General features: G+C 41.6%; 27 protein-coding genes. 4 read left to right on the top strand and 23 right to left on the bottom strand.

Annotated features, from left to right (window positions below; genetic code table 11):
• Positions 1 to 7: 7 nt before the first annotated feature.
• Genes B7708_RS07865 through mnmL form a run of 3 tightly spaced genes read right to left on the bottom strand, consistent with a single transcriptional unit; the run spans position 8 to position 1,752 of the window.
• Entirely contained in the window at positions 8 to 262 is a 255-nt protein-coding gene (locus B7708_RS07865) for a hypothetical protein (protein ID WP_000361095.1), read from the bottom strand.
• A complete protein-coding gene (gene mnmM, locus B7708_RS07860) occupies positions 255 to 812 on the bottom strand; it encodes a tRNA 5-(aminomethyl)-2-thiouridylate-methyltransferase MnmM (RefSeq protein ID WP_084974972.1) in 558 nt (185 codons plus the stop codon). The genes B7708_RS07865 and mnmM overlap by 8 nt, the downstream gene beginning before the upstream one ends.
• Complete coding sequence (gene mnmL / locus B7708_RS07855) at positions 796 to 1,752, bottom strand: tRNA modification radical SAM protein MnmL/YtqA (RefSeq protein WP_084974970.1); 957 nt, start codon at positions 1,750 to 1,752, stop codon at positions 796 to 798. The genes mnmM and mnmL overlap by 17 nt, the downstream gene beginning before the upstream one ends.
• Before the next feature lie 91 nt (positions 1,753 to 1,843).
• On the opposite strand from mnmL, the gene B7708_RS07850 reads away from it, so the two are divergent.
• Positions 1,844 to 2,209, top strand: a complete 366-nt coding sequence (locus B7708_RS07850) for a DUF3397 domain-containing protein (RefSeq protein WP_084974967.1) — start codon at positions 1,844 to 1,846, stop codon at positions 2,207 to 2,209.
• Between the two features lie 109 nt (positions 2,210 to 2,318).
• Here the strand turns inward: B7708_RS07850 and B7708_RS07845 are convergent, their stop codons facing one another.
• A complete protein-coding gene (locus B7708_RS07845) occupies positions 2,319 to 3,941 on the bottom strand; it encodes a putative polysaccharide biosynthesis protein (RefSeq protein ID WP_084974965.1) in 1,623 nt (540 codons plus the stop codon).
• A 106-nt stretch (positions 3,942 to 4,047) separates the two neighbouring features.
• Between B7708_RS07845 and B7708_RS07840 the strand changes: the two genes are divergently transcribed.
• Complete coding sequence (locus B7708_RS07840; RefSeq protein ID WP_084974963.1) at positions 4,048 to 5,493, top strand: UDP-N-acetylmuramoyl-L-alanyl-D-glutamate--L-lysine ligase; 1,446 nt, start codon at positions 4,048 to 4,050, stop codon at positions 5,491 to 5,493.
• A gap of 36 nt (positions 5,494 to 5,529) precedes the next feature.
• On the opposite strand, the gene B7708_RS07835 is transcribed toward B7708_RS07840, so the two are convergent.
• The 16 genes from B7708_RS07835 to B7708_RS07760 all read right to left on the bottom strand — a co-directional run bounded on the left by B7708_RS07835 (position 5,530) and on the right by B7708_RS07760 (position 17,516).
• The gene (locus B7708_RS07835; RefSeq protein WP_084974961.1) at positions 5,530 to 5,730 is read right to left on the bottom strand and encodes a CsbD family protein; all 201 of its coding nucleotides are present in this window, start codon (positions 5,728 to 5,730) and stop codon (positions 5,530 to 5,532) included.
• A 101-nt stretch (positions 5,731 to 5,831) separates the two neighbouring features.
• Entirely contained in the window at positions 5,832 to 6,482 is a 651-nt protein-coding gene (locus B7708_RS07830; protein ID WP_084974959.1) for a DUF1803 domain-containing protein, read from the bottom strand.
• Entirely contained in the window at positions 6,466 to 6,978 is a 513-nt protein-coding gene (locus B7708_RS07825; protein WP_084974957.1) for a YiiX/YebB-like N1pC/P60 family cysteine hydrolase, read from the bottom strand. The genes B7708_RS07830 and B7708_RS07825 overlap by 17 nt, the downstream gene beginning before the upstream one ends.
• An 85-nt stretch (positions 6,979 to 7,063) precedes the next feature.
• Positions 7,064 to 7,999, bottom strand: a complete 936-nt coding sequence (locus B7708_RS07820; protein ID WP_084974954.1) for a manganese-dependent inorganic pyrophosphatase — start codon at positions 7,997 to 7,999, stop codon at positions 7,064 to 7,066.
• A gap of 85 nt (positions 8,000 to 8,084) precedes the next feature.
• Entirely contained in the window at positions 8,085 to 8,369 is a 285-nt protein-coding gene (locus B7708_RS07815; protein WP_084974952.1) for a GIY-YIG nuclease family protein, read from the bottom strand.
• Positions 8,359 to 9,105: a tRNA1(Val) (adenine(37)-N6)-methyltransferase gene (locus tag B7708_RS07810; protein ID WP_000392507.1), complete on the bottom strand. Its 747-nt coding sequence runs from the start codon at positions 9,103 to 9,105 to the stop codon at positions 8,359 to 8,361. Before B7708_RS07810 ends, B7708_RS07815 begins: the two co-directional genes overlap by 11 nt.
• A 33-nt stretch (positions 9,106 to 9,138) precedes the next feature.
• Positions 9,139 to 9,498, bottom strand: coding sequence for a S1 RNA-binding domain-containing protein (locus tag B7708_RS07805; protein WP_084974950.1), 360 nt, complete (start codon positions 9,496 to 9,498; stop codon positions 9,139 to 9,141).
• 1 nt (position 9,499) lies between these two features.
• Positions 9,500 to 10,900 (bottom strand): bifunctional Cof-type HAD-IIB family hydrolase/peptidylprolyl isomerase, encoded by a 1,401-nt coding sequence (locus tag B7708_RS07800; protein ID WP_084974948.1) that lies wholly within the window; start codon positions 10,898 to 10,900, stop codon positions 9,500 to 9,502.
• Between the two features lie 80 nt (positions 10,901 to 10,980).
• Positions 10,981 to 11,490 (bottom strand): GNAT family N-acetyltransferase, encoded by a 510-nt coding sequence (locus B7708_RS07795; RefSeq protein WP_084974946.1) that lies wholly within the window; start codon positions 11,488 to 11,490, stop codon positions 10,981 to 10,983.
• 355 nt (positions 11,491 to 11,845) lie between these two features.
• A complete protein-coding gene (rpsR, locus tag B7708_RS07790; protein WP_000068664.1) occupies positions 11,846 to 12,085 on the bottom strand; it encodes a 30S ribosomal protein S18 in 240 nt (79 codons plus the stop codon).
• Positions 12,086 to 12,116: 31 nt separating this feature from the next.
• Complete coding sequence (gene ssbA, locus B7708_RS07785; protein WP_000609594.1) at positions 12,117 to 12,587, bottom strand: single-stranded DNA-binding protein SsbA; 471 nt, start codon at positions 12,585 to 12,587, stop codon at positions 12,117 to 12,119.
• Positions 12,588 to 12,598: 11 nt separating this feature from the next.
• Complete coding sequence (gene rpsF, locus B7708_RS07780; protein WP_001151782.1) at positions 12,599 to 12,889, bottom strand: 30S ribosomal protein S6; 291 nt, start codon at positions 12,887 to 12,889, stop codon at positions 12,599 to 12,601.
• Between the two features lie 132 nt (positions 12,890 to 13,021).
• On the bottom strand, positions 13,022 to 14,230 hold the full coding sequence (locus tag B7708_RS07775) for an MFS transporter (protein ID WP_084974944.1): 1,209 nt from the start codon (positions 14,228 to 14,230) through the stop codon (positions 13,022 to 13,024).
• Between the two features lie 125 nt (positions 14,231 to 14,355).
• Positions 14,356 to 15,699: an asparagine--tRNA ligase gene (gene asnS / locus B7708_RS07770; protein ID WP_084974942.1), complete on the bottom strand. Its 1,344-nt coding sequence runs from the start codon at positions 15,697 to 15,699 to the stop codon at positions 14,356 to 14,358.
• A gap of 152 nt (positions 15,700 to 15,851) precedes the next feature.
• The gene (locus B7708_RS07765) at positions 15,852 to 17,030 is read right to left on the bottom strand and encodes a pyridoxal phosphate-dependent aminotransferase (protein WP_084974939.1); all 1,179 of its coding nucleotides are present in this window, start codon (positions 17,028 to 17,030) and stop codon (positions 15,852 to 15,854) included.
• 9 nt (positions 17,031 to 17,039) lie between these two features.
• Positions 17,040 to 17,516, bottom strand: coding sequence for a cell wall elongation regulator TseB-like domain-containing protein (locus tag B7708_RS07760; RefSeq protein ID WP_084974937.1), 477 nt, complete (start codon positions 17,514 to 17,516; stop codon positions 17,040 to 17,042).
• A gap of 118 nt (positions 17,517 to 17,634) precedes the next feature.
• On the opposite strand from B7708_RS07760, the gene B7708_RS07755 reads away from it, so the two are divergent.
• Both B7708_RS07755 and B7708_RS07750 read left to right on the top strand, forming a co-directional pair.
• Positions 17,635 to 18,081, top strand: coding sequence for a MarR family winged helix-turn-helix transcriptional regulator (locus B7708_RS07755; protein ID WP_084974935.1), 447 nt, complete (start codon positions 17,635 to 17,637; stop codon positions 18,079 to 18,081).
• 91 nt (positions 18,082 to 18,172) lie between these two features.
• Positions 18,173 to 18,721: an NADPH-dependent FMN reductase gene (locus tag B7708_RS07750; RefSeq protein WP_084974934.1), complete on the top strand. Its 549-nt coding sequence runs from the start codon at positions 18,173 to 18,175 to the stop codon at positions 18,719 to 18,721.
• A gap of 31 nt (positions 18,722 to 18,752) precedes the next feature.
• On the opposite strand, the gene yaaA is transcribed toward B7708_RS07750, so the two are convergent.
• The 3 genes from yaaA to B7708_RS07735 form a co-directional block, all read right to left on the bottom strand.
• Positions 18,753 to 19,481 carry a peroxide stress protein YaaA gene (gene yaaA, locus B7708_RS07745; RefSeq protein ID WP_084974932.1) on the bottom strand — a complete coding sequence of 243 codons (729 nt, stop codon included), beginning with the start codon at positions 19,479 to 19,481 and terminating at the stop codon, positions 18,753 to 18,755.
• 76 nt (positions 19,482 to 19,557) lie between these two features.
• Positions 19,558 to 21,153 carry a hypothetical protein gene (locus B7708_RS07740; protein WP_084974930.1) on the bottom strand — a complete coding sequence of 532 codons (1,596 nt, stop codon included), beginning with the start codon at positions 21,151 to 21,153 and terminating at the stop codon, positions 19,558 to 19,560.
• An 11-nt stretch (positions 21,154 to 21,164) separates the two neighbouring features.
• Entirely contained in the window at positions 21,165 to 21,575 is a 411-nt protein-coding gene (locus B7708_RS07735; RefSeq protein WP_084974928.1) for a peptide deformylase, read from the bottom strand.
• Positions 21,576 to 21,622: the final 47 nt, after the last annotated feature.

The raw sequence follows: 21,622 nt of genomic DNA, 5'->3' as shown, positions 1-21,622 counted from the left end.
ACCCTCCTTAGTCTTTTTTACAACAAAATTCAAACATCTCCTTCTGCTCTTGGATTTTCTGATCAATCTTGGAACAGTCTTTGTGCTCTATTTTTTTCTGGCACCTTTCCATTTCGAGAGCCACTAACTTTTTCTTGATTTTGAGCATTTTCTTGCTCATATGTGCTTCGTCGAGCACCCCGACTGCTCTCTCGTGATGCGTTGACTCGACAAAATTTTGGCGCATAGCCTCTAATTTCTCACGTAGGTATTGTTTATCCATGTCTATATCTTTCTAATTTCTCAATCATAACTAAAAACGGTGGATTGTTGACTTGATTGAGTGTCCGATAAATGGCTGCTGTATACTCTTGTTGGTTCAACTGGCTAACAAAATCCAACACAGCATCCCTCTCGGTATCTCCTCCTTCATGGCCATAGTAGATCATAATGGCAATCCGTCCCCCTTTGACAAGCAAATAACAAAGTTTCTCTAAAGCTTCAATAGTAGTCTGAGGTCTGGTGATGACGGATTTGTCAGCAGAAGGCAAATAACCAAGATTAAAAATCCCTGCCTTAGCTTCTGTCACAAACTGGTCAAGCGTCTCATGCCCTTGCAAAATCAGCTGAACATTCTCTAAACCTGCCTCATTTAAACGGTCTTGGGTTTTCTCCAAAGCTTGTTCTTGGATATCAAAGGCATAGACTTGCTTGGCTAGCTTGGCTAAAAAAAGCGTATCGTGACCATTGCCCATGGTCGCATCCACTACAATATCCTCTTTTGTCACGACTTCCGCCAAAAAATCATGCGCCATCTCAAGTGGTCTCTTCATTTTTAAACTCCTGTTTTACAGCCTTGCATCCTTGCACACTTCCACGACGTCTCATTTCAGTTTCAATAGCATTTAGCACTTCCCATTTATTGAGGCTCCACATGGGACCTATCAACATGTCTCTAGGTGCATCTCCCGTGATTCGATGGATGACGATATGCTTGGGAATGATTTCCAACTGGTCACAGATAACCTTGACATACTCATCCTGACTCATCAGTTGCAAGCGTCCTTCGTGGTAATCTCGCTGCATACGCGTATTGGTCATGAGATGGAGCAAGTGCAGCTTAATTCCTTGAATATCATTATCCGTAACACAGCGACGGACATTTTCAATCATCATCTCATGAGTCTCACCGGGCAAACCATTGATCAAATGGGAAACAATCTCAATCTTGGGATATTTCCTCAAGCGTTTTACTGTTTCAACATACAATTCATAAGAATGAGCACGGTTAATCAAGTCAGATGTTGCTTCAAAGGTGGTCTGTAAGCCCAATTCTACCGTCACATGCATGCGTTCCGATAACTCAGCCAAATATTCGATGGTTTCATCGGGTAAACAGTCTGGCCGTGTTCCGATATTGATTCCTACTACACCTGGCTCGTTGATAGCCTGCTCGTAACGCTCCCGAATCACTTCCACCTTTTCATGGGTGTTGGTAAAGTTTTGGAAATAAACTAGATACTTTTTAACATCTGGCCATTTGCGGTGCATAAAGTCAATTTCCTTATAAAATTGCTCACGGATAGGGGCATCCGGTGCCACGATGGCATCTCCAGAACCTGAAACCGTACAAAAAGTACACCCCCCATGAGCCACAGTTCCATCCCGATTGGGACAGTCAAACCCTGCATCAATAGGAACTTTGAAAGTCTTTTCTCCAAAAAGTTTTCGATAATAATCATTCAAGGTATTATAAGATTTCATAACTTTCATTATAACAAAAAACACCTACAATCTCAAAAGCTTGACTTTCCTACAAATTCCCTTGTTTCCCATTTCCTTTAGCGTTTTTTTATGATACAATATGGATATGATTTTAATGAAAATAGCAGCTACTTTATTGTTGGTATTAACCCTCGTGGTCTCCATCATTGTAACAAAACTTTTTAAACTGAAAAAACTAGGATTGAACTTTGCAGATTTAGCTTTTCCACTTTTGGTATTTGAGTATTATCTGATCACTGCTAAAGCCTTTACCCACAACTTTCTGCCACGACTTGGTGTTGCACTTTCTCTCCTAGCAATCCTCCTTGTAGTCTTTTTCCTACTCAAAAAACGAAGTTTTTATTACCCTAAATTTATCAAATTCTTCTGGAGAGCAGGTTTTCTCCTGACCTTAGTCCTCTATATCGCTATGATTGTAGAATTAATGATGCTCACACCCCAATAAATCCCTAGAACAACTGATTCTAGGGATTTTAATTTATGGAAATTAAGTGTCAGCTAACCCAGACACTTAACAAAGAGCCAGCATTTCTTTTATTTATAAATCTATTTTATTAAGATCGTTTAAATTTTCCTCGTAGGCGGTCTGCTTGAGGTTTCCCAATAACCTTATCCAATAGGTGAGTGCCAAGACTCATTAAACCATAGAGTCCTCCCCCGAGACCTCCGATGAGGGCTACATAAAGGAAACTCCACAAACGTCCCGTTGGTTGGAAGAAAAATCCTAAAATCCACTGTAGAAAACCAACTAAGAGAAACATGACCATGGTCAAAATCATAATCAAAATTGTCCGTTTTAAGATAATCTTACGACGTGCACCCGTCACCTGACAAATATCTCGGTACATCAGAACATTTGGAATGATGAGACCAATAGTCGTTGAAATCAAGGGACCATAACTATGGAAAATAGCAATGGTTGGCAATTGCAAGACGATCTTAGCAAAGGAACCATAGACAAAATAAAGAACTGCCTTGCGATTGCGGAACATAGCCTGAAGCATAGGAGACAAGACCATATACAAGCCTAAAATAGTAGACTGTAAAACCGCAAAGACAAACAAGCCCATGGCCAGACTATCTGGCTTGCCATAAAAGACTGTATAGAGAGGCTCACCCACCATGACGACTCCAACTGTTGCTGGTAAGAGAAACATAAAGAGCATAGTCATACTATCTTGAACTAGGCGAGCAGCCGCCTGCAAGTCACCTTTTACATAGTTTTCCGTCAAAAGTGGCAAGCCGACACTCCCAATTGAAACTCCAACAGAGATCAAAATCATGGTGATTTTATTGGGATTGGCAGAGAAATAGGAAAACATGACAACCAAGTCTTCATTGCTGTAGTTGGTAAACCAAGTCATACTGTTGATGAAGGTCATCTGGTCCAAGATTTGGAAGAGCTGGATGGCTGATCCTGTCAGGATAAAGGGAATAGCTTCCTTGATGGTATCAACTAAAAGTCGCTTGCTATTGATTTTATCCCGTGTTTCAAATACTCTTTTGAGCAAACCTTCTTGGGCTAGGAAGTAGATCAAGACTGCAAAACTAGCCACCATCCCCACAAAGGCTGCAAAGGTGGATTGGGTTACTGCTGATAAGTAGTCTCCTGACCCCAACTTCATAATAATAAAGGTCGCCATCAACATCCAGATGACACGGATTACCTGCTCGGCGATTTGACTCATAGCATAAGGCTTAAGGTTGTTCATCCCTTGGAAGAAGCCTCGGATGACACTCATAGACGGGAAAATCAAGACCGCCCAAGCTAAGCTCTGCATGATGGGAATCAAGTCTTTCCCCACACCGGACAGATCTGCCAACCAAGGAGAGAAGAGATACAAGACAAAGGCAAAGACTAGGCCCAAGCCTGTCATAAAGCCTAGGAAACTCCGAATCAAGGCAAAGCTGTGCTCTTCTTCTCGCATGGTATTGTACTTGGCTACTTGTTTGGCGACTGCAACTGGGATACCTGCTGTTGAAATCAGCAAGAACCAAGCATAAATATTGTAGCCCATGGTAAAGAGACCATTGGCTTTGGCTGCATAGGTCCCCATCCAGATATACCAGGGAATAATATAGATAGCACCAAGCAGGCGACTAATAAAGTTACTAGCTGTTAGCCAAGCAGTCCCTCGCAACATCTGGGCTTGCTGGTGATTGTTTTCGTTAGACATAGCTTCCTCATTCAATTTTGATAACTAGGACAAAGTTCCTTATCTTCCATTATAAACTTTTCCTTGTTACTTGTAAAATTCGGGCTTGAAGTTTATAATAGAAAGTATGATTAAGATTGAAAATGTATTAGATGTTTTAAAGAAAGATGGCCTTTTTCGCGAGATTATCGACCAAGGACACTACCACTACAACTACAGTAAAGTTGTTTTTGACAGCATCAGTTACGACAGCCGGAAAGTAAAAGAGGGCACTCTTTTTTTTGCAAAAGGTGCTGCCTTTAAAAAAGAATACCTTCTTTCTGCTATAACTCAGGGATTAGCCTGGTATGTAGCTGAAAAGGACTATGAAGTCGGTATCCCTGTTATTGTCGTGAGCGATATTAAGAAAGCCATGAGTTTGATTGCTATGGAATTTTACGATAATCCCCAAGAAAAACTCAAAATTATCGCCTTCACTGGAACCAAGGGTAAGACAACAGCGGCCTATTTTGCCTATAACATCTTGGCTCAACACCATCGCCCAGCTATGCTGTCTACCATGAATACAACCTTAGATGGTAAGACCTTCTTTAAGTCTGCCCTCACAACTCCTGAAAGTATCGATCTCTTTGATATGATGGCTCAGGCTGTGCAAAATGGGCGTACTCATCTTATCATGGAAGTCTCTAGTCAAGCCTATCTGGTCAAACGCGTCTATGGTCTGACTTTTGATGTGGGAGTTTTCCTCAATATCAGCCCTGATCATATCGGACCAATTGAACATCCTAGTTTTGAAGATTACTTCTACCACAAACGTCTCTTGATGAAAAATAGCCGAGCAGTTGTCATTAATAGCGACATGGACCACTTTTCTGTATTGAAAGAACAAGTGGAACACCAAGAACATGACTTCTATGGCACTCATTCTAGCAACCAAATTGAAAATTCCAAAGCCTTTAGCTTTTCAGCTACAGGTAAACTCGCTGGTGATTATGATATCCAACTCATCGGCCACTTTAACCAAGAAAATGCAGTCGCTGCAGGACTTGCCTGCCTTCGTCTAGGTGCTAGTCTGGAGGATATCAAAAAAGGAATCGCTGCAACCCGCGTTCCTGGACGTATGGAAGTTCTCACTCAAAAAAATGGTGCCAAGGTCTTCATCGACTACGCCCACAATGGCGATAGTCTGAAAAAACTGATTTCTGTTGTTGAAACCCATCAAACTGGAAAAATTGCTCTGGTTCTCGGTTCGACTGGAAACAAGGGTGAAAGTCGTCGCAAAGACTTTGGACTCCTTCTCAATCAACACCCTGAGATTCAAGTCTTTCTCACCGCTGATGATCCAAACTATGAAGATCCAATGGCCATTGCAGAGGAAATCAGCAGCTATATCAGTCATCCTGTTGAAAAGATTGCCGATCGTGAACAAGCTATCAAGGCAGCGATGGCCATCACAAATCAAGAACTTGATGCCGTGATTATTGCAGGTAAGGGAGCTGATTGTTACCAGATCGTCCAAGGAAAGAAAGAAGACTATCCTGGGGACGCAGCCATCGCAGAACGTTATCTATAAAATCAAAAAATCAAGGGAAGCTTTCCCTTGGTTTTTTTAGTCTTCTTTCTTAAATGAGTTTTTAAGCCCTTCAACGGCACCTTCAACAGCACCTTTAGCATCTTCTACAACTTCTTTTGCTTTCGCAACTGTTTTTTCTACAGTGCCTTCTGTTTGCGTTTTGTTATCGCCAGTAACTTTACCAAATCCTTCTTTGATAGCACCTGTTGCTTGATCCAATTTATTTTCAAGTGACATAGCTCTGTCTCCTTTGCTTTTAATACGATAATAGTCATCGCTTACATTCAGTTTATGATTATTCTTTAGCAAAGTCAAACAATCTGCTCAAAATGAAGCAATTAAGGTAAATAGAAAGTCAACCGTTCCTTGTCGAAATCAACTGCCAACTCATACTTCCCTTCTTCGTTTTGCACAACATAGCCCAAGACGACTAGACTCTCAACGAAGATATCACGGCGTTTCTGTATCAGCTGGTCTTTTTTGAGAAACTTCAGTAAAAAAGTCGTCATATACTTGAGGGCATACTCAGGATTGACATCTCCCAAAATGGCATAGAGTTCCTGCTGTTTTTGTGTCAAAGGATATTGATTCTTGACCTTGTAGAAATAGTTAGATAGGGTCATTTTTTTTCTCGAGAAGTCAGTCTTTTCAACTAAAATAGCTGCATTGGTTTGATTGCGCAATTCTGTCTCAAAAGTCTTCTCCAGCAAGGCCTGATAGACTGGACTCTCCTCTCTGATAAAAATTTCTTGGTTAAGGGCCAGACTGTCTATCGATTCTAGAAAAGAGAGATTGAGAAAATAGCGTTTATTTTCCCTTAGGATCAAGCCTGCCTTAATATACTCTTCCATGAGTTTATCAACTGCCACATCTGGAAACTGAGCCTTGATTTCTCGGAGAATAACATCGTCATGATGGTCCAGATAGTCAACCAAATCTATAAAAAATGGCTGTCGAGTCAAACGAGATGGATTAAAAATCTGAATCATGAAGATTCCTTTCTTTACATTCTAAAAGAGGAGATGCTGCTAGTTGACTGGGGTTGGTCCCTGGTTGATTCAGAGGCACAGGAAGTTCGAGTTTCCTGTAATATTCCCTCCAAAAATCACTAATCTCCTGCTCCCCGTCCCCAAATTGCATGGGAATAGTTTCAAAAATCGGTAGGATTTCAGCGATGTACTGAGAGCAGTAAAAACCAGATCCATCTGGATAAAAAGAAGCATTATAGGGAGCTCCAAGATGCTTGCAAGCCTTCTCCTTTACCAAGTCAGCTTCCATCTCTGGATAGGTATAGAGATCGTAGAGATGAGTCGGTTCAAAAAAATCAGCTGGGTCTTGACAGACAACACCTTCTTGCCCACTAGCATGATAGATCAAACCGTCTAAAAAGATGGCTACATGACTATAGTTCCCAGTAGAAGCCTGGATGGCCTGCCCCATATCTGAAAGATCCTTCACAAAAATCAAGTCACCATTTTCTAACATCTTTCTCTCCTAGAAAAAAAGGAGCCGAAACCCCTTTAGCTAAATGGAAAACATCGTTTTCTATTTTGAAATAACACCCAAAATCTTAAGCATTAAAGCTCTCAGTCAACTGTGGCACCACTTGTTTCTTACGTGAAACAGCACCTGGAAGGAAAGCGTGGTTGTTTTCAAGTTTGAAGTTGAAGGCAGCTTCCACCTTGTCCATATTTGATCCAAGAGCCAAAATTTCTGAGTTTGAGTTCACAATATCAGTAATCATCAAGACAAAGTCAGAGTAGCCATTTGCTGCGTTAGCAGCTTGCATTGCTGCTTCGATTTCTGCTTGACGTTCCAAGACTTCAGCAATATCAACTGTGTTTACTTGGGCAACACGAACTTTGTTTCCATTGAGTTCAAAAGTCTTAGCATCGATATCAATCAATTCTTCAGCAGATTTGCTTGCCAAGTTTGTACCAGCCTTCAACATAGCAAGACCGTATTCTTCCAAGTTCACACCAGCCAAGTCAGCCAATTCAGGAGCGATGACTTTATCAGATGGGTGAGTTGTTGGTGATTTCAAAAGAAGGGTATCTGAAATCAAACCTGAAAGCATCAAACCAGCAATCTCTTTAGGAACTGCTACACCGTGTTCTTTGAACATGCGGTAAACGATAGATGAAGCTGATCCAACTGGCTCCAAACGCATGTAGAGTGGGCTTGCAGTTTCAAAATTAGCCACACGGTGATGATCCACTACTCCGTAAACTTCTACTTCAGCGATATCTGACACTGACTGTTGGAATTCATTGTGGTCAGTCAAGATAACTTGTTCTGCACCTTCTGCTTTAGCTGATGTGATAACACGCGGTGCTTTCACACCAAAATAGTTCAAAACGAAGGCTGTTTCTTCGTTTGGAGTACCGAGAGCAACTGCTTCTGTGTCCAATCCATAAGCTTCTTTTGCAAGATAGGCAAAGGCTACAGATGACCCGATGGCATCTGAGTCTGGATTTTGGTGACCAAATACTAGAATCTTAGACATGATAATACCTCTTTAAATTTATTCATCTTATTTTAGCACTTTTTTCCTTTTTTTACAAAAGTAAGAGGAGTCAAAGGACTTCTCATTAGATATCAATATGATTGACTAGATTTTTCTCTTGATTTTCGGATAAAAATCGTTCTTTCTGTGGACGTTTCTTGCGTTTGAGGAGAGCTTCTGCAGACATGGCTTCTTCCTTACTGGCAAAACCCTGAGTATAGATGAGTTTGACTGGCAAGCGAGCTCGTGTATATTTGGCTCCCTTCCCACTATTGTGGACAGCGAGGCGTCTTCTCACGTCAGTCGTATAACCGGTATAATAGGAACCATCACGACACTCCAGCACATACATATAAGCCTTATAATCCATAATAAATCTCTTGAATTTCTGGCGTATAAGAACCATCATCATTGTGAACAATGAGTGGTGGCAAGACCTTAAAGCCACTCGTTGACCCATCCTTGATAGCTTCGATTAAGAGCATATTGGCCTCCTTCTCTCGTTTAGGATAGACAAATTGCAGGCGCTTAGGTGCCAAATTGTGGCGTTTGAGCATGTCTAGGATATCCAAGAGCCGATCTGGACGATGAACCATGGCCAAACGGCCATTGGATTTGAGAATACTCTGAGCACTTCGACAAATTTCTTCTAGGTTAGTTGCAATTTCGTGTCTTGCTAGGAGGTAGTGTTCACTCTCGTTGAGATTGGAATGTGGATCCACCTTGAAATAAGGTGGATTGCACAAAATCATATCCACCTTACTTCCTTGGATGTGAGCAGGCATATTTTTCAAATCATCGCAGATGACCCGCATCTGCTCTTCCAAGCCATTCAATCGAACCGAACGCTCTGCCATATCCGCCAAGCGCTCCTGAATTTCTACAGAGAGAATTTTTGCCTTGGTACGACTACTTGCAAAAAGTCCAACTGCACCATTTCCAGCACAAAAGTCCACAATTAAGCCATTTTTAGGAAAGCGAGGAAAGCGCGACAAGAGAACACTATCCACCGAATAGCTAAACACCTCTCTATTTTGAATGATCTTGATATCTGTCGAAAAGAGCTGGTTGATTCGCTCTCCTGGTTTTAACAATTGTTCTTCCATATATTGATTTTTAAAAATACGAAATCTAATAGACTAGTTTTTCTCTCTCAGATTGTTGAGGGCTTCCTTTGTCCAGATCGGCATCATTCGTCCAAGTGGAGAAAAACCATGCTTGATACGATCATTTGAAAAACGTCTCCGTCTTGGTAGTTGGTGTTTTTCTTCCTCCAGAGTGCGAATAGATAGACTGGCTTTACCTGAAAATTCGTCTAAATCAACAACCTGAACTTGCACTTCTTCACCAATTTTCAAAACTTCATAGATATTTTCGATAAATCCCGTTCGAATCTCCGAGATGTGAATCAACCCAATCACCCCTGTCTCTAACTCAACAAAGGCACCATAGGGCTGGATTCCTGTAATACGCCCCTTTAGCTTATCACCGATCTTCATCTTAATCCTCAATTTCAATCGTTTCAATTACTACATCTTCAACTGGTTTGTCCATAGCGCCTGTCTCAACAGCTGCAATTGCATCCAAAACTTCATAAGAAGCTTCATCTGCAAGTTGACCGAAAACTGTGTGACGGCGGTCTAGGTGAGGAGTTCCACCTTGTTCAGCATAGATCTCAGCGATTGGTTCAGGCCAACCACCACGCGCAATCTCTTTCTTAGAGTAGGGCAAGTGTTGGTTTTGCACGATAAAGAACTGACTGCCATTGGTATTTGGACCAGCATTGGCCATAGAAAGAGCCCCACGAACATTATAAAGTTCTTCTGAAAATTCATCTTCAAAAGCATCTCCATAGATAGATTCTCCACCCATACCAGTACCAGTTGGATCTCCACCTTGGATCATAAAGTCCTTGATAATGCGATGGAAAATCACACCATCATAGTAACCATCTTTTGAAAGAGCGACAAAGTTTGCTACTGTTTTGGGAGCCTGTTCAGGGAAAAGCTTGATACGCAAGTCTCCGTGATTTGTCTTAATAGTCGCCAACGGACCTTCTACTGTTTCAATTTCTACTTGTGGAAAATGCAATTCTTTTTCTACCATACCAAATCCTTCTAAGGCATCAAAAATGCCATCTTCTTCTACTGTTTTTGTAATATAATCTGCTTTTTCTTTGATCTTTTCGTGGGAAACTCCCATAGCAATACTGATTCCAGCATAATCAAAGAGTTCTAAGTCGTTAAGACCATCTCCAAAGACCATGACATTCTCTGGTTTCAAGCCTAGATGTTCCACAACCTTGGCTACACCAGTTGCTTTGGATCCTGAAATCGGCACGATATCAGATGAATGTTCATGCCAACGCACCATGCGAAGTTTATCTGATAAGGACTCTGGTAAGTGCAAGCTATCTCCTTTATCTTCAAAGGTCCACATCTGATAAATATCTACTTTTTCATGGAAGTCAGGATCAACATCCAAGTTTGGATAAATCGGATCAATAGCCTCACTGATCAGTTCTGTTCGAGTGGAAAGTTTGGCAGCATGACTACCAACCAAGCCGTACTCAATCCCCTCTCGCTTGGTCCAAGAAATGTACTCTTCTACATCTGACTTCTCAATCTGATGTTGATAAATGACCTGACCTTTTTTATCTTCTATATAAGCCCCATTCAGGGTTACAAAAAAGTCAGGCTTGAGTTCACGAATCTCTGGAACAACTCCAAAAATGCCACGCCCAGAAGCAATTCCTGTCAAAATCCCTTTTTCACGCAACTGTTTAAAGACAGTGGGAATTGTAGCTGGAATAAAACCTGTCTTTGACGTACGCAAGGTATCATCAATATCAAAAAAGACGATTTTAATCTTCTTTGCCTTGTATTTTAATTTTGCATCCATCTCTCTACCTCTTTTTTATCACTCTTTCCATTATACCATAAAGTAAAGAAATCCCATATCTTCAAAAAATTCGCTATCCCTTATTCAAATTCCTTGGATAAGTACAAAACTAAATCATCATTATTTTGAATAGTGACATTCATTTCCAACGGTTGGTTTCGATACCAAACTCCCGAACCATCTGGAATATAGCCTCGTTTCATGTACAATCTCTGAGCAGCTCCATAACCTGAATGGAGCCCAACACCAAGCGTCACCTTATTCGATATAAGCTTAACTCGTTTTTCTGCTTCTTCCAGCAAGAGATTTCCAATACCTTGATTTTGAAAGGGCTCAAAGACATTGAAATCTGAGAGTTCTGGATAGATTTCTGCAAAAGGTCCCTGCTTAGCGCAGGGCAAAATTGTGATATAACCCGCTAAAGCACCCTCAACCTCTGCAACTAAGACTTCTCTCTCCCCACATTCTTGTTCAAGAAAATATCTAGCCAAAATTTCTTCTCTACCCGGCCAACCTTGATTGATAAAACCTTGGGATAGATCTTTAATGTCAGATTCTTGCATTTCTCTAATTGAACATATTGTCTTCATAAGCTGATCCTTTAAAGTTTTCTCCTACCATTATAGCATGAGAATGAAGATAAAAAGAAAAAGAACTAGCTGGCTAAAATTAAAATTCTACTAGGTCAAAAAGTAGCTGTTTCTAACAGATACCTGAAAAAAGACCCATAAGGGCCTTAATTCGCTTTCTTATTTCCACGCTCATGAAAAAGAGGTCCCCCGGATCTCAACTCGCTCTCTCATTTCAAGGCTCGTGAAAAAAAGACCCACCCGGGTCTTAATTCGCTTTCTTATTTTCCAGCTCATGAAAAAGAGGGCCACCCGGACCCCAACTCGCTCTCTCATTTCAAGGCTCGTGAAAAAAAGACCCGTTGGGATCTTTTCTTTAATCTTCGTTTACGAAAGGCATCAAAGCCATTACGCGAGCGCGTTTGATAGCTGTTGTTACTTTACGTTGGTTCTTCGCTGAAGTTCCTGTTACACGACGAGGAAGGATTTTCCCACGTTCTGAAACGAAACGGCTAAGAAGCTCAGTATCTTTGTAATCAACATATTCAATTTTGTTTGCTGCGATGTAATCAACTTTTTTACGGCGTTTGAATCCGCCACGACGTTGTTGAGCCATGTTTTTTCTCCTTTATAGTTTTAATTGTCCATTAGAATGGTAAATCATCATCTGAAATATCCAAAGGATTGGTTGCTCCAAATGGATTTTCATCACGTGAAAAGTCTGGTACTGATTGTGTAGGTGCTGTATAACTAGCAGTTGGTGCAGAATAAGCTCCACCTGTATGTCCTTCACGCACACTACGGCTTTCCAACATTTGGAAATTGTCAGCCACGACTTCTGTTACGTAGACACGTTGTCCTTGCTGGTTATCGTAACTACGAGTCTGGATACGACCTGTGATCCCGATAAGAGAGCCTTTTTTAGCCCAGTTAGCAAGATTTTCAGCCTGTTGGCGCCACATAACGACATTGATAAAATCAGCCTCACGTTCGCCGTTTTGACTCTTGAATGTACGGTTTACTGCAAGAGTAAAAGTCGCAACTGCTACATTTGATGGGGTATAACGCAACTCAGCATCGCGTGTCATACGCCCTACAAGTACAACATTGTTAATCATAATTTACCTTCTTACGCGTCAAGTTTGACGATCATGTGACGAAGAATGTCAGCGTTGATTTTTGAAAGACGGTCAAACTCTTTAAGAGCTGCGTCGTCGTTTGCTTCAACGTTAACGATGTGGTAAAGTCCTTCACGGAAATCTTGGATTTCGTATGCAAGACGACGTTTTTCCCATGATTTTGATTCAACAACAGTTGCACCGTTGTCAGTCAAGATAGAGTCAAAACGTGCTACCAAAGCGTTTTTCGCTTCTTCTTCAATGTTTGGACGAATGATATAAAGAATTTCGTATTTAGCCATTGATATGTTCCTCCTTTTGGTCTAATGACCCCTAGTCCTTGCAAGGGGTAAGTGAGGTTTGCTCACAATTAACTATTATACTAGAAAAGCTAGTAGATGGCAAGAGAAAAAAGATAAAAGTGAAAAATAACTCTATTTCTTAGAAATAACATTCTCTTTTAGTTCCAAAAATCCGGCCATCTCTTTCAAAATGAAAAATAGCAAAAAGCTGGCTAGTACTAAAATGAACCCTAAGTAAAGAAAGGCTACTAAAAATCCTAGATAGTCAATCAACCACCCCGTCAGAGGAAAAATGACGATCATACTCAGACTGAACATCATAGAGTAGACACTTAGCATGGTTGCCCGTACCTCACTTGGGAGTCGCTTTTGTAAATCGTTGTCAAAAATCGGTTGAAAGAGAGCATATAAGGCGTTACTAATCAAATAAACTAAAATATAAATCAGTGGCGTACCAAAGTAGGACAGCAAATAAGTTCCTCCCGTCAAGAGGACAAGAATTGGAAAAAGTTTTAAGGCTGAATACCTCTTTCCAATCTTACTTGCTAGATAAACTGCCCAGATATTCAAAGCACTGCCCATCAGCATGACCATCGAAATCTGCCATCCTTCTAGGTCAGGCAGTTGATTTTGATAGTAAAAATAAAACATACACATCAGTGTTCCGATGATTTGGGACAGAATCATCCAACCAAAAAGACTGGGATTTCTCTGCAACTCCTCTTTGACAGTCAACATAATCTTTTTCATCGTTAAACGCTCAGATTTTTGCGCTTTAACACTAGGCTCTTTTAGCATCCAAGTTAGGAAAAGAACGATAATAGAAGTAGCAATCATGATATAGTAGGTCAAGTGTAATTGACCATGAACAAAAAATCCTGCTAAAACGGTTCCCAAAGACCGAGTACCTTCTGCGACTCCTGACATAAAACTTGAGATAGATAAGTAGCGCTCTTTTAATCCAGCCTCCACGGCTGAATCATAAACCATGGCTGCACTCGTCCCCGAATCAAAATTATAAGACAAGGCACTCACCACCATAGCAAGTGCATAAATCCAAAAATTACCTTGCCCTAGTAACATGAGAATAGACGACGCAATCCCAGCTATTCGACTTAAATACAGATTGGTTTTATAGGAATAGCGGTCAGCTAACATTCCAGAGGGAATTTCACAGATGACACTGGTGGCATGAAACATACTTTCCAATAAGCCAATCTGCCAAAGCGACATCCCATTTTGACTGAGGAATAGAATCCAAAAGCTGGTAATGCCCAGAAAGGCAAAAAATTCCACACCAGCCATGAGACCGATATTCTTCCGATAATTTCGTTTAAACATAATTTCTCCTTTAACAAGTGTATTTGTATCTTTGTGTTTGTCACTTGTTAAGCTTTACTTTACATGTTCCTCACCTCTTCCTTCTTCTACTTTGAAAAAACGCCCTGAGGGCGTTTTGATTTAATTTACGGTTTGATACGGTGTAACATACGTGGGAATGGAATAGCTTCACGGATGTGTTTTGTTCCTGCTGCGAAGGTTACCATACGCTCGATACCGATACCAAATCCACCATGTGGTACTGTACCATATTTACGAAGGTCAAGGTAGAATTCATACTCTGTACGATCCATACCAAGTTCTTCCATCTTAGCGACAAGGGCATCGTAGTCTTCCTCACGCATAGAACCACCGATGATTTCTCCATACCCTTCTGGTGCCAGCAAGTCTGCACAAAGCACGCGCTCTGGATTTCCAGGAACTGGTTTCATGTAGAAGGCCTTGATAGCTGCTGGGTAGTTCATGACAAATGTTGGCACACCAAAGTGGTTCGAAATCCAAGTTTCGTGTGGTGAACCAAAGTCATCTCCATGCTCTAAATGCTCGTAGTCAGCATCTTCGTCGTTTTCATGCTCTTGCAAGAGGTCAATAGCTTGATCGTAAGTAATACGTTTGAACGACTCTGCAATGTAGCGTTTCAAAAGATCTGTATCACGTTCCAAGGTTTCCAAGGCTTGAGGCGCACGGTCAAGTACACCTTGAAGAAGGGCTTTTACGTAAGCTTCTTGCAAGTCAAGTGACTCATCGTGTGTCAAGTATGAGTACTCCGCATCCATCATCCAGAACTCAGTCAAGTGACGGCGCGTTTTTGATTTTTCAGCACGGAATACTGGACCAAAGTCAAAGACACGACCAAGGGCCATAGCACCCGCTTCAAGATAAAGCTGACCTGATTGGCTCAAGTAGGCTGGTGTTCCAAAGTAGTCTGTTTCAAAGAGTTCTGTTGAATCTTCTGCCGCATTTCCTGAAAGAATTGGGCTATCAAACTTCATGAAACCGTTCTTGTCGAAGAACTCATAAGTTGCATAGATGATAGCGTTACGAATTTGCATCACAGCCACCTGCTTACGAGAACGGAGCCACAAGTGACGGTTGTCCATCAAGAAGTCTGTCCCGTGTTCTTTTGGAGTGATTGGGTAGTCTTGAGATTCACCGATCACTTCGATGTCTGTGATATCGAGTTCATAGCCAAACTTAGAACGTTCGTCTTCTTTGACAATCCCTGTCACATAAACAGAAGTTTCTTGGCTCAAGCGTTTGATGACATCAAACTTCTCTAGCCCCACTTCCTCACCGAACTTTTCAATAAAGTTTGGTTTAAATGCTACACCTTGGAAGAAGGCTGTTCCATCACGCAATTGCAAGAAGGCAATTTTTCCTTTTCCTGATTTGTTGGCAACCCAGGCCCCGATGGTCACTTCTTGACCAACGTAGTCTTTTACTTCGATAATTGTTACACGTTTTGTCATAATCTATCTTCCTTTTTTCGTTTAACTTGTCCGAAGACATCATTACCCACTATTTTACCATAAATAGACTGCGATAGCTAGGTTCTACTAGAGAAAAATCGCGAGAATTTCGTTACAAAAAATCTTCGCCAAGATGACGAAGACTTTGAGTTTTATTTTTCCATAAATTGATGCAAACGGCGAATCGCTTCTTTCAAGGTGTCCAAGTCAGTTGCATAACTGAGACGAACATTTTCTGGCGCCCCAAATCCCGCTCCTGTAATCAAGGCAAGACCGACTTCCTCAAGAATAGCCGTTGTAAAGTCCGTCACATCGGTATAGCCCTTCATCTCCATGGCTTTTTTTACATTTGGGAAAAGATAGAAAGCTCCTTGGGGCTTGACAACTTCAAATCCTGGCACTTGGCACAAGAGAGGATAAATGGTATTCAAACGTTCCTCAAATGCTTGGCGCATGGTTTCGACAGAGTCTTGTGGCCCAGTTAGGGCTTCAATGGTAGCATATTGTGATACAGCAGTAAGGTTCGAGGTTGTTTGACCTGTTAGCTTGCTCATAGCAGCGATAATTTCAGGATTTCCTACTGCATAACCTACCCGCCAACCAGTCATGGCATAAGCCTTAGATACACCGTTGATAACAATGGTTTGCTTGCGAATAGCTTCTGACAGACTAGAGATTGGAACAAACTCATTCCCGTTATAAACCAAACGACCATAAATATCATCTGCTAGGATAAGGACATCATGCGCAACAGCCCAATTTCCGATAGCCATGAGTTCCTCACGAGAGTAAATCATACCAGTCGGATTCGATGGCGAATTGAGAACCAAGACCTTGGTCTTATCTGTTCGGGCTGCTTCTAGCTGCTCGACTGTTACCTTAAAGTGATTGTCTTCCTTGGCCTGGACAAAGACTGGCACACCTTCTGCCATCTTGACCTGGTCTCCATAGCTGACCCAGTATGGTGTAGGAATGATGACCTCATCACCTGGATTGACCACGGCCATAAAAAAGGTATAGAGAGAGAACTTAGCACCAGTGGCAAAGGTAACCTCGTTAGCCGCTACGGAATACCCATAGTGGCGTTCAAAATAGGTATTAACCGCCGCTTTTAACTCTGGTAGGCCTGAAGCAACCGTATAAAAGGAAGCTCGTCCATCTCGAATCGCTTCCACCGCTGCATTCTGAATATTTTCAGGAGTATGAAAATCAGGCTGTCCCAAGGTTAAAAAAAGAACATCCTTTCCTTGAGCTTTTAATGCCTTGGCTCTTGCATCACTAGCTAGAGTGACGCTTTCTTCCATTTCTAGTACACGTTTGGATAGTTTCATATGTCCTCCTTATTGGATCACTGCTCCTGTTTCAAAGTCGACCAGATAGTACTGGTTTCCTGACTTGACTTCCCAAATCGGCTTGTCCTGATAACGACCAAAGGTGACTTTGTCAATGTCGCTAGCTCCTTTTTCCCTCGAAATCGTCGCTGCCTTGTCTTGAGAAATCCCCTTATCAAGCTGATAAACATAAATCTTATGGTCATTCTTTTCAATCAGTACGGCAATGGCCTCTTGCTTTTTATTATGCCCCAGAACGCTGTAATAGCCCTCTAGACCATTGTAGAAATCAACCTGATCTGCCTTTTCCAATTCTGCATACTGCTTGGCTAGTTTTTCTCCCTCAACTCTAGCATCTTGATAGGGTTTCATGCTGAGTGATATCAGATAAAGAAAGGAAGTGGTCATGACTAGTACTACCAGAGCAATGCCGATTCCGTATTGTATAAGTAGCTTGTTTTTTGCTTTTTTCTGTCTTAGTTTCACTCGTCTATTTTACCATCTCTCCTCCTTTATTACAAGTGAAGACAGAAACATTCTAAGAATCTTTCCCTATAAAATATCAGTTCTTGTTTTTATCTCTCATTATTGATAAAATAGCCTTATGAAACAACATTTAAAAGAGAAAATTTCCGATAATCAATTAGATTTAAAAACAGCTATCGTCCTCAATAAGGCCATACGAACTTTTAAACCATATGAAGCCAAGGCTGCCAAAGAACACGGGCTAACACCCACTCAATTTTCAGTTTTGGAAACCCTCTACAGCAAAGGGGAACTGCGCATTCAGGATTTGATTGAAAAAATGCTAGCCACTTCTGGAAACATGACTGTTGTCATTCGAAATATGGTTCGAGATGGGTGGATTTCTAGAACTTGCGACCCCAAGGATCGTCGCTCTTTTTTCCTGAAATTAACACCTGCAGGACGCAGAAAAATCGAAGAGATTCTTCCTGACCATATCGATTCTATCGTAGAAGCACTCAGCATCTTGGAAGATGGCGAAAAGGAAGACTTAATTCGGATTTTAAAAAAATTTAAAAATTTGTGAGCATATTTATTGCTAATTAGTATCATTTGTTGTAACATAGATGGTAACAGAAGAGTTCGCTCTTTGAATTTTAAACTAAAGGAGACATATCATGTCTAAAAAAGTACTATTTATCGTCGGTTCACTTCGCCAAGGTTCTTTCAACCACCAAATGGCCCTCGAAGCTGAAAAAGCACTTGCTGGAAAAGCAGAAGTTAGCTATCTTGATTACTCAGCTGTTCCTCTCTTCAGCCAAGATCTTGAAGTTCCAACTCATCCAGCTGTAGCTGCTGCTCGTGAAGCAGTCCTTGCTGCGGATGCCATCTGGGTCTTCTCTCCCGTCTACAACTTCTCTATCCCTGGAACAGTAAAGAACTTGCTTGACTGGCTCTCTCGTGCCCTTGACTTGACAGATACACGTGGTGCTTCTGCCCTCCAAGACAAGTTTGTTACTGTCTCATCTGTAGCCAATGCCGGTCACGATCAACTCTTTGCCATTTACAAAGATCTCTTGCCATTTATCCGTACACAAGTCGTTGGTGACTTTACAGCTGCTCGTATCAATGACTCTGCTTGGGCAGACGGAAAATTGGTGTTAGAAGAAGCAACTGCTTCATCACTTGCAAAACAAGCGGACGACCTTCTTGCAGCCATCAACTAATCAAACAAAAACCAGCTCATTCGAGCTGGTTTTATGCTTGTTTCACAAAGACGAGTTCTGATTCACTTGATAAATCAGGTCGGTAGTCAAAGCCGGCAAAGCGGAGCTTGCGAGCTTGTTCGACTGTATGGACTTGCCCCTCTATCAAGGCGGTCAAAAAGGCGCCACGGGCTTTTTTTGAAATAGTTGAGTGGATTTTCAGCTGACCTGCCTTGTCCTCCATAAATTTGAAGGTCACCATCTTTTCTCTAATTTCCTTCGAAAATACGGTTTCAAACTCTGATGATAGGAGTGAGAATATCAAGTCCTCATCCTGAAGCGCCTCATCATAGGCTGACTTCCAATGACTCTTTAAAGTCTTACCAGCAACTTTTAACTTCATCAAGAAGTCCAAACGGTGAGGAGCCATGGGCGACAAGGCAGGGACAACACCGTATAAAGCCGAGGTAATCAGGACATGATTCTCAAGATAGGTTTGTTCAGCCTCGGTTAACCCATCTCGTTTGATGTGGCGATACATGAGACCATCAAAAAGTTTCAAGGCTGGATAATTCTTAGCGCTCTGATCTTTTAGAGCTTGAATATGAACGTACTCTTCTTCTGCTTTCTCGGCAGATACCTTATAAAAGCTTTCCAATTCACTAGCTGAGTAGTGCGCCAGTGAGTCAAGGACTGCCTGACTTTCTTCACTCAAGGGGAGCGCTTCGACAAGAGGAAGGTTTGTGTTCATTTCTTTGGCTGTTGGGATTAAAATTTTCATATTGTTAGTGTAGCATATTTTTCAATCACGACCAAGAATTTCATCTGAAAAACCTCGGTTCATACCGAGGTTTCTTTTACTTGACTTTAAATGTTTTGAGATAGTTATCTTTTCCAACTTGACCTTCAAAGGATTGGCCATTTTCGAGGTAAGGAAGGTCATCTGATACCGAAGCCTTGACCTTATATATCTTGCCATCAACTTTAAAGAAGTAGACGGTATCCCCCTTGATGACAGCTGATTTAAGGTCTGAGACGATTCCCTTAATGTTTTCTACCGTTTCATTATCCAGCTCGAGGTCATTTTTATTGGCATATTTGTTAAGGAGTTCATCTACCGTAGTTGCTACGATGACGTTTTGGTACTCCACGGCATCGACCAATGCATACTCCTTGACCAAGCCTGCATTGTCCTTCAAGCCCATGATATAGAGTGGTTTGTCATTGAGATTAACAAGGATAGGGAAGGTAGCCTTGTAGGCCTTCTCCTGAACGGCTCCTTCAGCTGAAGCACGGGCAGATTCTTCGGTTGCTGAAGCTAGATTGTACTTGGTGATTTCACCAGTGCGCATGTTTTCAAGGATAAATCCTAAATTACTTTCGTCAGCATTTGCTGAAGTCACACCCGTGTAGAGATAAATGTCATTTCCGATAGAAAGATAGTTATAGCCCTCTGTCGTTTGGGTAACATTTTTCTTAGAAATCAAGGCATTCCAGAAGCCGTCTTTATACTTGCCGTTGTAGTTGATTTGTTCGATGGTTTCTTCTGCTGGATAGACACGGTCCACCCATTCTGGGACTTCATCCAAGCTGTATTCCTTGGTTTCTCCATTGGTGGCGTCTAAGATAATAACAGATGAAGGACGCGGGACTCCTAGACCAAACTGCTTTTGATAAACGGTTGCTACATAGAAGGGATTGCCTTCATCATCCACCTCAAAGGAGGGCGTTTTAAAAATCTTGGTTGGGTACTTGATCCGAAGATGGCGTTTGACGTCGCGGTTAAAATACTCAGAGTCCGAATACTTCATCGGCGTTTTTAAATCCACCAATTCCGCATTTCCTGTTACCATATCAACCTTGATATACTCACCAATTCCTTTGGACTGATTATTGAACCATTTGATCGGGTCGGCATATTCCAAAGGTGTCACCCGGTAGGGCTTGCCATCAACTGTCAGCTGGGTATAGGTATCTGCTGCTACGTACTGGGAGACCTTATCCGTCAGAGAGCCTAGATAACGGTCACCAATCTTTTCTGCAGTGCTCCGATCTAGGATTGGAACCTTACTGGTATCACTCTTAGGAAAATCTTTAAAGTCCTTCTCTGTGATGGACACCACATTAGCATAATTTTTTGCTTGGAAAAAGCTAGAGGTTACTAGGCTTACCAGACCAGCAAAGGCAAAGATAAGGCCTGCAGCCAGCAACAATCCTACACCTAATTTATTAAAATGAAGCCCTTCTAGATTGAGTTCATTAGCAACCTTGCCATGACGTAGGTGAACTGTCTTGACGAGATTGGTATCCTTTCGTAAACTAAACAAAATTCCCATCACCACCAGATGTACACATAGGAAAAAGATAAATTCCCAACTGGTAAGATTGAAGGGTGGTAAAAAGATATACCAGGTCGTTGCGATAAAAACAAGTTCAAAAAGTATGCGTTTCATCTGATTTCCTCCTAAATAATCCGTCCTTCCAAATGATCCAGTTCATGTTGGCAGATCTGAGCTGGAAAACCCGTCAGCGTAATGGTCTGCTCCTGCCACTTACTATCACGATAGGAAACCGTAATCGTTTCATAACGAGTTGTTGGTCGCACCCCAGTCAAAGACAAACAACCTTCCTCTGTCTCGTAAAGTCCTTTGTAGGTAAGGAGAACTGGATTAAACATGACCATGGGAACCAGACCAAGATTAAAGATAATCACGCGTTTCTGCACCCCAATCATATTAGCCGCTAGACCGACACAGGTCTCGCGATTGGCAAGCAGGGTATCCTGCAGATCTCTAGCCAGATAAAGGTCTTCCTGGCTTGCAGGTTTCGAAACTTGCGACAAAAATAAGACATCTCGGACAATTTTCTTTTCCATTCTCTTTCACTCCTTGCTACTTTACTTTATTATAGCACAAAAGGAAG

The organism is Streptococcus oralis subsp. dentisani, from assembly GCF_002096615.1.
Taxonomy (GTDB): domain Bacteria; phylum Bacillota; class Bacilli; order Lactobacillales; family Streptococcaceae; genus Streptococcus; species Streptococcus oralis_U.
This window is presented reverse-complemented; position numbering and strand designations above follow the sequence as displayed.